The following is an 11,162-nucleotide window of genomic DNA, read 5'->3' on the forward strand; positions in this document are numbered from 1 at the left end:
CGGGGTCGGCGAAAGCGCGTTAGCGCATTCGGCGAGATGCGTTTGCGAAAGTGGTTAATTTTAGATTAGCGCTAACATGCGCGAGCCTCATGGAGACCGAGGGGCAGTGGTCCCAGCAGCGCGTGTTCTCCGAGGCCTCGGCCGCCGAGGGCTTCGCCGGGCCCGCGGACAGGCCTGCCCCGACAGAGGGGAGGCGCCGCGCGCTCGGGCGGCGCGCCGGGGAGATAGTGGACGAGATAGTCGAGAGGCACGGTCTCAAGAAGGAGTAACATCGGGACTTGCAGCGACGGACCTCAGGACGCTCTTACACCACGTCTGCGCGCGCGACCGAATCATGCCACATAGGGCACGCTCGCAGTCCGGAACCCGGTCCAAATTGAGTTATTGCGCCGCGTTAGACCAAGACACCCGACAGGATCTCGATCAGACTGTCCACGTCGGCTTCCTCGCAGACGAGCGGCGGCAAGAAACGCAGCGTATGAGCACCCGTAGCGTTAATCACGGCACCGGCGGCCAGCGCGCGGGCAACAATATCATGCGCGTCGCCCGCGGCATCATCCAAATCGCAGCCGAGCATCAGGCCACGGCCACGCACCTCTACCACATGCGGAAGTTTAGCCAGCGCCTGCTCCATATAGGCACCCACCTTGGCAGCATGGTCGGCATAATCGCCGCGCACGAGCGCGGAGAGCGTCGCGGCACACGCCGTGATGGCCAGGCAGCTACCGCCAAAGGTCGAGCCGTGGTCGCCCGGCTTAAACACGTCGGCAATCCCCTTCTTTGCCACGACGGCACCCATGGGCACGCCGTCGGCAATGCCCTTGGCAAGGCTCATGATGTCGGGCTCCACGCCATAGGTTTGGAACGCAAATGGCTTACCCGTGCGGAAGATACCGCACTGGACCTCGTCGGCGATAAGCACGGCGCCCACTTCGTGTGCCAGGTCGCGCGCTGCCGCCATAAACTCCTCGGTCATGGGGTGCACGCCACTCTCACCCTGGATCGGCTCGAGCATCACGGCACAAATCTCGCTCCCCAGCTGCTTAAAGATCGCACGCAGTTCATCGACATCGTTGGGCGTGCAGGCCACAAAGCCACCCGGCAGCGGGCGGAAGCTATCCTGCAGCCAATCCTGCATGGTGGCGGCAATGGTCTCGAGCGTACGGCCGTGGAAGCCGCCGCGCATGCACACGATGGTGTTGCCGCCATTACCGGCACGCTTGGCGTACAGGCGCGCGAGCTTCATCGAGCCCTCGTTGGCCTCGGCGCCAGAGTTGGCAAAGAAGGTCTCCCAAACCTGCTCATCCGCAGCCGGGGCACCAAGAGCAGCTGCCGTGGTCTCATCGCCGGCGACAATGGCATCGGCAAGCACGCGCGCACCATCTACGTCGTCGTTAGCAAGCTTGGACAGCAGCGCCGCGACCTGTCCGCGCTGCTCAATGTAGAAGTAATTGGAGACATGCATGAGCTTTTTGGTCTGTGCCTCGAGCGCCGAGAGCACAGCCGGGTCGCCATGACCTAGGCTGCACACGCCGATACCGGCAAGAAAGTCGAGGTACTCACGGCCATCGTCGCCGGTGAGCTTCATGCCGTGACCCTCGACAAACTCGACCGGAGAGCGGCCAAAGGTATGCATAACGTAATGGGATTCAAGCGATTGCTGAGCTGCAAGTGACATGGGATGCCTTTCGTTGGGCGCCAGACGGCGCGGGGCTATGGGTGCAGGAATGGGGCGGCTGCGGGTCAGCTAGACCGTCTGAAGCTTCTCGACCTCGTCAAGGTTCTCGGTCAGACGCGCAGCAAACGTCGAAAGCGGATGCGGATGCGTATCGAACTCGTAAGCCGTCTCGGTGGAATGGATCACGGTGCCGACGCCGGCATCGGTCAGCAGCTCCAGGAGCAGCGAATGCGGCGTAGTACCGTTAATGATATGGGCACGAAATACGCCGCCGGTAAGCGCATCGACGGCCGCACGCAGCTTGGGAATCATGCCCTTATCGACCTCGCCGCCGTAGAGCATTTCGTTAACCTCGTCGAGCGTTAGGTTGGAGATAAGCGAGTCCTTGTCGCTAAAGTCCTTGTACAGGCCATCGACATCGGTCAAAAAGATCGCCTTATGCGCGTGGAGCGCCGCGGCAACGGCACCGGCGGCGGTATCGGCGTTGATGTTGAAGAAACCGCCGTCCTCCCCCGCCGCGACGGTAGCGATGACGGGAATGTACTCGCTATCGAGTAAGCGCTCGATATAGTCGGTGTTGACGTGCGTCACTTTGCCCACACGACCGAGCTCGGGGTCGAGCGGCTCGGCGATGAGCGTGCCGGCATCGCTGCCCGACACGCCCACGGCCAGGTTGCCGTGGTGGTTGATGGCAGCAACCAGCTCCTGGTTAACCTTGCCGCCCAGCACCTCGCGCACGATATCCATAGTCGCCGGCGAGGTCACGCGCTGGCCGTTCTTAAACTCGACGGGAATATCGTAATGGCTCAGCGCCTCGTTGATAGCCTTGCCGCCGCCGTGCACGATAACGGGGCGCATGCCGATAATCTTGAGCAGGACGATGTCGCTCATCACGTCGCGACGCAGCTGCTCGTCGACCATGGCTGCACCGCCGTACTTGATAACGACCGTCTTGCCGGTCAAGTTCTTAATCCACGGCAGCGCTTCGAACAGCAGCTGCGCGGTTGCTTCGTTGGATTCGCTCGAACGACAATCGCGTGCGAATTTCATAATCTGCCTCGTCTTTCATATCGTTATCGCGCCGTGCTCAGCTGTCCGCAATCGCGGCAAGATGCGCAGCGTGCCTGGAATCTAGGAACGGTAGTCGCCGTTGATGGAGATGTACTCATGCGTGAGGTCGCAGGTCCACACGGTCGTTGCCGCGTCGCCTGCGCCCAGGTCGGCCGAGATCACGATCTCGGGCGCCTCGAAACGTCGTAGAGCCTCGTCCTCGTCAAAGGGAACAGTCAGACCGTCGCGACAGACGGGCATGCCCATCATGTCGATGGAAACGTCTTCCTGATTAAATTTCACGCCGCACTTGCCAAGCGCCATAGCAACGCGACCCCAGTTGCAGTCGTGGCCGGCGATGCAGGTCTTAACGAGCGGCGAGTTGGCAACGGCACGGGCGGCGATATCGGCTTCCTCGTCGTTCACGGCGCCGGTAACGTTGACCGTAACAAGCTTGGATGCGCCCTCACCATCGGCGGCGATATTGCGCGCCAGGCTCTCGCACACCTCGTGCACGGCAAATGCCAACTCGTCAAAGGCATCGGAGCCCTCGACGATAGGCTCGACATCTGCGGCAGCGGCGCCGGAGGCAAGCATGATGCAGGTGTCGTTGGTTGAGGTGTCGGAATCGACCGTTACCTTGTTAAAGGTCTGCTTGACGGTCGAGAGCAGCAGGGTATGAAGTGCCGCAGGCTCGACGGGGGCATCGGTGGTGATAACTGCGATCATGGTGGCCATGTTGGGCATGATCATGCCCGAGCCCTTGCACATTCCACCTACCGTATAGACATTGCCCGCATGACCCGCAGCCTCGCTGACGTAGGCCACGGCGTACTCCTTGGAGTGCGTGTCGGTCGTCATGATGGCGCGAGCGGCATCGGCGCCACCGTGGGCGGAGAGCGCCTCGTAGGCAGCAGGAATGGCGGTCTCAAACGTGTCGATCGGCAGAATCTGGCCAATCACACCCGTGGAGGCAACCAGAATCTGCTGGGGCTCGCAGCCGATGACCTGCGATGCGATGCTGCACGTCTCGCGCGCGCATGCAAGGCCGGTCTCACCCGTGGCGGCGTTGGCATTGCCAGAGTTGACCGAAACGCCGGCGATGATACCGTAGCCCTTGTCGGCACCGCCCAGGTTGGCACGGCTCACCTGCACGGGCGCCGCACAAAAGCGATTGGTGGTAAACACGCCGGCACCGGGGCAGGGTTTATCGGGCACGACAAGCGCGTAATCCAGACGCTCTGGGTTCTTGCGGAACCCAGCGTGGATGCCTGCAGCCTTAAAACCAGCCGCAGCCGTAACGCCGCCCTCGACGGCGCGAATCTTGATATCAAACAGCTCAGTATTCATCGTCTTTATGGCTCCTTATGTCAAACAAAAAACGGACATCGGTTGGTGCGCCATGCCAGTCGTGATCATGAGACCAGCTTAAGAGTGGCGCCCCACTCGATGCCCGACTACCAAATCGTTAACAATCGAATGTGCTACACCGGGCACGCCACTGTGGGCAAGCCTCGTCGCTCGTCAAAGCCAAAGACGATATTGGCGCACTGGACCGCTTGGCCCGCAGCGCCCTTGCACAGATTGTCGATGGCGCCCGTCGCCACCAGCACGCCCGCGCGCTTATTGAGCGCGAGGCCAATCTGGGCGGCGTTGGTGCCGACAACCGAAGCCGTCTTGGGCTGCTGGCCAGCATCGAGCACGCGCACAAAGGTGCGACCGGCATAGAACTGCTTGTAATAGTCGACAACGTCCTCAAGAGCCAAGGAGTCAATGGCCTGCGGCGCGAGCGGCATCGTCACCGTGGAGAGCAGACCACGCTTGAGCGGTGCCAGGTGCGGGGTAAAGACGACGCGATCGGTCAGGCCAAGGATTTGCTCAATCTCGGGCGTGTGGCGATGCTTGCCCACGCCGTAGGCCTCCAAATTCTCGTCGGCGCTGCAAAAATGCGTACGAGCGTTGCAGGACTTGCCGGCACCCGTCACACCGCTGATGGCATCGACAATCACGGGACCGTTCTCGGCCACCCAGCCCGCACGCACGGCAGGAGCGGCAGCAAGGCTCGTTGCGGTGGGATAGCAGCCGGCGCAGGCAACCAGCACGGGTTTGCCGTCGGCATGATCGGATGCAGCGGTCTCCAAATCCTGGGAGAACAGCTCGGGCAGACCGAAGGCGCGGGTCTTGAGCAACTCGGGGCTCGTGTGCTTGGCGGCATACCAGGCCTCAAAGGTGGCCGGATCGCTCAGGCGATAGTCGGCCGAGAGGTCAATGCAGGAGACTCCCGCGGCAAGCAGGGCGGGCACCTGAGCCATGGCCGCGGTATGCGGCACGGCCAAGAAGACGGCGCCGCAGGATTTAAGCTCGGGGGCGTCATGCGTGGTGAAAACCAGATCGCTCACGCCAGCAAAGCTCGGATACACCGCGGACAACGGCTGGCCGGCATCGGCGTTGGACGTAATGGCGACAAGTTCAAACTCGGGATGACCGAGCACGAGGCGAATGAGCTCGGCTCCGGCATATCCAGCCGCGCCGACGATTCCAACCTTCAAAGACATATCAGACTCCTTGTCTGCGATTTATGCACCGATGCGCATTTCGCAGCGGTCGTTATGAAGTGGGTTGAAACTTTAGCACCAAAAGATGCATTAACACGTAAATGGTTTACATATTCATGCATTGAAACATTCCCGACACATTCGCTTGAAGGAATTGACAAATGGAGCGGGCCCCGTATTGACCGGCGCTCCTAACGGCGCCGGGCAATACGGGGCCCGCCCATGCGAAAACCAAGTTGTTAGGATGAGCCAGCTGGCTAGAGCTCGACCGGCACCCATTCGTCGTGATTGCAGATAAAAGCCTCGGGATCCTCGACGCTAAAGAAGACGAGCGTGGGGTCGTTAGGCCCCTCATAGTGCTCGCCCAGGCGCTCTAGATGCTTCCACCCGGCTTCGCGCATTTCGTCTAAGGCCCGGTCATCCAAGCCGGCACGCCCGCGCAAGATGAGCCAGCCATGGCCCGGCCACCAACTCGTGGCCTCAAAGCGCTGATTTTGTAGCAGCTCTTGCCACACGTCTTTGGTGCGCGCTGTTACAAACCACAGCTTGCCATCCTGGATCTGCGCAAACGAAAACGGACGCACATGAGGCTGTCCGTCAACGCTCGTCGCCAAATACCATGCCGGCACCGACGTCAGATACTCCAACACCGTATTCAATCCGTCCATGTGTCCTCCTGTCGCCTGACCAGTCTTTTTGGAATGGGTAATCAATTTGGGAAATTAGAGCTCCAGGCGCTCCTCGCTGCCGTCGATATCACAGAAGCGCGCGGCAATGTTGCGGACCGAAAAGAAAGCAAGGCGGCCGTCGTTGGCGCTATCGTGTTCCTCGCCGATGCCCACCATGTGTTTAAAACCCGCCTGGCGTACCTTGTCGCTCACGACCGCATCGTCCTCGAGCGCGGCCTCGCCGGTCAGTACAATCCAACACTCCCCCGGTTTCCAACCCGAAACCTCAAACTTGGGGTTCGCGCTGAGCTCGGCCCACACATCCTTGTCGCGCGATGTGCAAAACCACAGCTTACCGTCATCGACCATGGCAAATGAAAACGGCCTCACGCGAGGCTGATACCCGTCGGCCACATCGGTCGTGGCCAGATACCACGCCGGAATGCGCCTGAGATACGAACAGGCGCGCTCAAGCTGAGCCGTGCGGTCGTTGTCGGTCATAGGGACCCCTTTCTTGCGCTCGAATCGCGCCTAAACAAGTTGAAGGTTGATGACGATGACACACACGAGCAGCAGCACCGTCACCACCGCGGCCAGTGCATCCCCGCGGCCAAACGTAAGTGTATGCAGACGCGTGCGTCCCTGTTCGCCGTGATAGCAGCGCGCATCCATGGCGGCCGAAAGCGTCTCGGCATGACGGAACACGCCGGTGAACAGCGGAATCGCCACACTGCCGAGCATGCGCACACCGCCGAGCGGACCGCACGTCACGCGCGCGCCGCGGCTTGCCTGCGCGTCCGCCGTCTGCTTCATCTCGGTGGCGAACTGCGGCATAAAGCGCAACGCGATACCCATGATCATGCCGAGCTCATGCGCAGGGAGCCCCACGCGCGCAAACGGTGCGAGCAGACGCTCAAAGCCCGCGGTGAGGTCGAGCGTGGGCGTGGTGAGCGTAATGGCGCTCATGCCGGCCATCATCAGGGTCAGGCGGCACGCCATAAAGGCGGCAGAACGCAGCGAGCCCTCGCTTATCTGCAGAAAGCCGAGCTGCCACAGGATGCGCCCGCTCTGGTCGGAAAACAGGTTGAGCACCGCAACCACGATGACGATTGCCAGCAGCGGCGCCATCGACGACAGAGCGCGACGAGCCGGCACCCGGGACACGGCATAGATCAGGACAACGAAGATTGCGACCGGGGCCAGTCCGCGGAAGCTGCTGACTGTGAGCGTCGTGATCAGAAACACAAAGCCCAAGAGCAACTTAGTTCGCGGGTCCAGGCGGTGGATCGCACTATCGCCGGGATAGTAGCTGCCAAACGAAAACGCCTCCATTAGCAGCCCTCCTCTCGCGCGACCGTCTTGGATTTAGCAATGTCCGCGACGTTAGAAGGACCGCCCGAGCGACCGATTAGCAGGTCCACCAACTCGTCTGCCAGCGACTCAACCGTATAGAGCCCGCCGCGACGCAGCGGCACGCCCGCCTCCGTAAGCGCCAGCGCCATACGCTGGGCGGCGGGAACGCCCAAGCCGATCGACTTGAGCTCATCGGCATGCGCAAACACCTGCGCGGGGGTTCCCTCGGCAAACACCGCGCCTTCGTTCATTACGACAATGCGGTCGCAGCAATTGGCCAGGTCATCCATACTATGCGAAACCATGACAACGGTCAGGCCATCGCGGTGAAGTCGATCGATAAGCTCAAGGAAATCCCTGCGCGCAGCCGGATCGAGCCCCGCCATGGGTTCATCGAGCACCAGGACTTCGGGCTCCATGGCGAGCACGCCGGCGAATGCCACACGCCGTTGCTGACCGCCCGAAAGCTCAAAGGGACTCTTGTCGCCGACCGTAGAAAGGTCGAGGCCCACGCGCGAGAGCGATGACTCGACACGACGGTCGACTTCATCTTGCGGCAAGCCAAGGTTGTGCGGACCAAACGCCACGTCCTGCGCCACGGTTTCGGCAAATAGCTGGCGCTCGGGATACTGAAACACCACGCCGACCTTGGCCTTAACAGCGGCGGCGTCTTTCTTGTTTGATAGGTCGAGCCCCAGCGCGCAAACGCTTCCCTCCTGGGGACGAATCAAACCGTTGAGATGCTGGACCAGCGTCGACTTACCCGAACCGGTATGACCTGCTAGCCCCAGGAACTCGCCGCGACGCACCGTCAGCGATACATCGCGCAGCGCCCACGGGCTGCTTGGGTCGTTTCCCCAGAGAGCCTGTTTGCTCGATTTGCCCGCAGTGGCCGAGCGCTTATGCCAGCAGCGGCGCTCGCGGGCGCTCAGCGAGTAACTATGTGAGAGATGCGAAATCTCGATGACGGGCTCCGACGCTACTGTTCCATCGTTTGCAGAGGATGCGTTGTCGAGCATACGAGGATCGGACGCAAAGGGCCGCTCTACGATGTCTACCCCACTTCGCTCGGCATAAGCCTGCGCAATCTCAGCGACCATATCCGCCTCACGCACCTGCGCGCAAACGGGCACGCCCTTCTCACGAAGTGCCCTACCTAGACAGCACGACGCCGGCATATCCAAGTTGAGCTGCGCAAGTTCGTCCGCCCGCGTCAAGATTTCCTCGGGCGTGCCCAGCATGGCAACTCGCCCCGTCTGAAACACGGCGACACGATCGGCCTCGGCGGCCTCTTCCATAAAGTGCGTAATCATCACGATGGTCATGCCGCGATCGTGCAACGCGCGGCAAGCCTTCATGAGGCCCTTGCGCCCACGCGGATCGAGCATCGAGGAAGCCTCGTCCAATATGAGCACGCGCGGTTCCATGGCGAGCACGCCGGCAAGCGCCACGCGCTGCTTTTGGCCGCCCGAAAGCGCATGGGTCTCGTGGTGCTCAAAGCCCACCAGGCCCACGCCTTTCAGCGCCTCGCGTACGCGCTGCGCAATTTGCGCCGATGGCACGCCTAGGTTTTCGGGACCAAACGCAATGTCATCTTCGACAAGCGTTGCCACCAGCTGGTCGTCGGGATTCTGGAATACCATGCCCGCGGTCGAACGAATGTCGTAGACCAGCTCGGGGTCGGACGCATCCATGCCGTTGATGCGTACCGTGCCCGCATCGGGCTGCAACAGCGCATTCAGATGCTTGGCAAACGTCGACTTGCCCGACCCATTGCCACCGAGGATGCAGAAAAACTCCCCGTCCTCGATGTTCAGATCGACGCCGTCGAGCGCCGGTGCGGCACCGTCATAACTAAAGGAAACGCCCCGACACTCAATCATGCGCGGCCTTTGACCTGGTCCTTTTTAGGCGTGATGAGGTTGGAAACCGCCTTGTACACCGCAAGCGTCAATACCGAGTTAAGCACGGTCTTGATAAGGTTGAACGGCAGTACGGCAGGAATCATGAGCGGGGCGATCACATCGACCGAGCCATACCAGAACCATACGCCAATGGTAAGGTTTGCGACCATAGACAGCGCTGTAGCGGCAATGACGCCAAGCACCAGGCCAATCACGGCACCCTTATAGGTGTGCATCTTCTGGTAAACGATAGCCGCGGGCAGAATATAGCCCAGCGTGGCAACCAAGTTCATAAGCGCGCCGACCCAGTCACCCGTGGTGAGCGCATGGATAACGATAGCCATAGCGGCAACAGCGGTACCGGCGCCGGGACCATACGCAAACCCGCACACCATCGCCGGCACCAGCGACGGGTCATAGGTCAAAAACGGCGCCGAAGGAAGGATGGGCAGCTGCACGTACATAAACAGGGCGCCCAGGGCGCACATCAGCGCCATGGTAACGAGCTGTTTGGTGCTCCACCTATTCGTGTTCTCAAAATGGATATGCTGCGACTGTTCAGACATAAGATCACCTGCCTCTTTCATCCGGACTCTAACCGTTGGTACTGGGATCTCACCAGTTCAGCCGGCATGCGAACCAACACACGCACGGGTCGCGGACTCATCGGCTCAGTCGCAGGCACCTCGCCTGCTCCACGGCGTCCCTTTGACACCGCCCGATTTACCGCCAGTGGGGAATTCCACCCCGCCCTGAAACAGCAATTGCAAGTGTAGCACGAGCAATCGTTCGCGCAAGTATGCCGAGGGTAATTTATGGTGGGGATCAGTTGCCGCAACAACCACGCTCCCCACCCATCCCAAAGTGACGCGCCTTTCGCGGCAAAGCCGCGAAACAGCGACCGGGACACGTATCCCCAACAACCACTTTCTCCGCCCGCCGACCTCAAGGCCGTAAACGCAGGGAATCCGGGGGCGTGACGGGGCTTCTCTCCGGAACATTCCGCACTGATATCTTCTGTATTGAAGACGTCGATGATGCACCCGTATACCATTGACGTCGACACCATCAGATGCGGACCGCGCGGTGACCCTACATTCCGCTGGCGCCCACAGGGCTGCCCTCGTTTCCTGACATGTCCCGCGCGGGCCGCGGCGAGCCGAGACCGCCGCATGACCTAATAGGAGCATGGAGCGATACCGCGGACCCGATCAACCGCATTCTATCGCGCCCCGTCAGTGTGCCGTCTGCCCGGTCCAGGCGAGCACGGAAAGAACGGAGCGAGACATGAGAACCGAATCGACACCCGGCGCCCGCGGGCCGGTCTTCTGCGGGGTCGACACCCACGCCGACTCGCACTGGCTGTACGTCCTGGACTGGAGGGGCCGCAGGGTCCTGTCCCGCCGGTTCCCCGCCGACGCGGCGGGATACGAGGCGCTCGCCGGGGCGATCGCGGCGGCCGGGGAGCCGGCCTGCGTCGCGATGGAGGGGACGTCGTCCTACGGGGCGGGCCTCACCAGGCACCTCGCGTCGCTGGGGATGCCCGTGCGCGAGGCGCTCTCCCCGGCGAGGACGCAGAGGAGGCGCCCGGGGCAGGGGAAGTGCGACGAGGCGGACGCGGAGAGGGCCGCCCGCGCGGCGATGTCCGGCTCAAAGCTCGGGACCCCCAAGAGCCAGGACGGGTGGGTCGACGGGGTGCGCTGCATGCTCGCGGCGCGCTCCGGGGCGGTGAAGGCGCGGACCTCGGCGATCAACACCGCGAGGTCGCTGCTCACCACCGCCCCGGAGGGGTTCAGGTCGAGGTTCCGCGGCATGGGAGGGCCGAGGCTGATGGAGGAGCTCCCCTCCGTGCGCGCCGCGAGCATGCAGCGCACCCCGTTGTTAGCGTCAATCTATTTTTCACCAGTTTCGCTAAACAGGCGCGCCGTTCGCGCAAAGGCGGTTTCACCGGTTG

At 61.8% G+C, this 11,162-nt stretch carries 10 protein-coding genes and 1 riboswitch; of the genes, 1 reads left to right on the top strand and 9 read right to left on the bottom strand.

The window, feature by feature from the left end; all coding sequences use genetic code 11:
- Positions 1-394: 394 nt before the first annotated feature.
- The 9 genes from ABCP74_RS09200 to ABCP74_RS09240 form a co-directional block, all read right to left on the bottom strand.
- Positions 395-1,678: an aminotransferase class III-fold pyridoxal phosphate-dependent enzyme gene (locus ABCP74_RS09200; RefSeq protein WP_343001554.1), complete on the bottom strand. Its 1,284-nt coding sequence runs from the start codon at positions 1,676-1,678 to the stop codon at positions 395-397.
- A gap of 69 nt (positions 1,679-1,747) precedes the next feature.
- Positions 1,748-2,728 carry an acetylglutamate kinase gene (gene argB / locus ABCP74_RS09205; protein WP_343001555.1) on the bottom strand — a complete coding sequence of 327 codons (981 nt, stop codon included), beginning with the start codon at positions 2,726-2,728 and terminating at the stop codon, positions 1,748-1,750.
- 81 nt (positions 2,729-2,809) lie between these two features.
- The gene (argJ, locus tag ABCP74_RS09210) at positions 2,810-4,078 is read right to left on the bottom strand and encodes a bifunctional glutamate N-acetyltransferase/amino-acid acetyltransferase ArgJ (RefSeq protein ID WP_217108273.1); all 1,269 of its coding nucleotides are present in this window, start codon (positions 4,076-4,078) and stop codon (positions 2,810-2,812) included.
- Positions 4,079-4,212: 134 nt separating this feature from the next.
- Complete coding sequence (gene argC / locus ABCP74_RS09215) at positions 4,213-5,283, bottom strand: N-acetyl-gamma-glutamyl-phosphate reductase (RefSeq protein ID WP_343011776.1); 1,071 nt, start codon at positions 5,281-5,283, stop codon at positions 4,213-4,215.
- 257 nt (positions 5,284-5,540) lie between these two features.
- Entirely contained in the window at positions 5,541-5,951 is a 411-nt protein-coding gene (locus ABCP74_RS09220) for a pyridoxamine 5'-phosphate oxidase family protein (RefSeq protein WP_099432117.1), read from the bottom strand.
- Between the two features lie 54 nt (positions 5,952-6,005).
- Positions 6,006-6,452, bottom strand: coding sequence for a pyridoxamine 5'-phosphate oxidase family protein (locus ABCP74_RS09225; protein ID WP_138339572.1), 447 nt, complete (start codon positions 6,450-6,452; stop codon positions 6,006-6,008).
- A gap of 30 nt (positions 6,453-6,482) precedes the next feature.
- Positions 6,483-7,283 carry an energy-coupling factor transporter transmembrane component T family protein gene (locus ABCP74_RS09230; RefSeq protein ID WP_138339571.1) on the bottom strand — a complete coding sequence of 267 codons (801 nt, stop codon included), beginning with the start codon at positions 7,281-7,283 and terminating at the stop codon, positions 6,483-6,485.
- Positions 7,283-9,187 (bottom strand): energy-coupling factor transporter ATPase, encoded by a 1,905-nt coding sequence (locus ABCP74_RS09235; RefSeq protein ID WP_343001557.1) that lies wholly within the window; start codon positions 9,185-9,187, stop codon positions 7,283-7,285. Before ABCP74_RS09235 ends, ABCP74_RS09230 begins: the two co-directional genes overlap by 1 nt.
- A complete protein-coding gene (locus tag ABCP74_RS09240) occupies positions 9,184-9,774 on the bottom strand; it encodes an ECF transporter S component (RefSeq protein WP_055252299.1) in 591 nt (196 codons plus the stop codon). Before ABCP74_RS09240 ends, ABCP74_RS09235 begins: the two co-directional genes overlap by 4 nt.
- A 5-nt stretch (positions 9,775-9,779) precedes the next feature.
- Positions 9,780-9,972, bottom strand: a riboswitch (FMN riboswitch).
- Between the two features lie 523 nt (positions 9,973-10,495).
- On the opposite strand from ABCP74_RS09240, the gene ABCP74_RS09245 reads away from it, so the two are divergent.
- Positions 10,496-11,162, top strand: a 667-nt coding sequence (locus ABCP74_RS09245; RefSeq protein WP_343102199.1) for an IS110 family transposase, incomplete at its 3' end; no start/stop codon positions are given.

It is taken from the genome of Collinsella aerofaciens (assembly GCF_039062315.1).
In the GTDB taxonomy this organism is placed as follows: domain Bacteria; phylum Actinomycetota; class Coriobacteriia; order Coriobacteriales; family Coriobacteriaceae; genus Collinsella; species Collinsella aerofaciens_BG.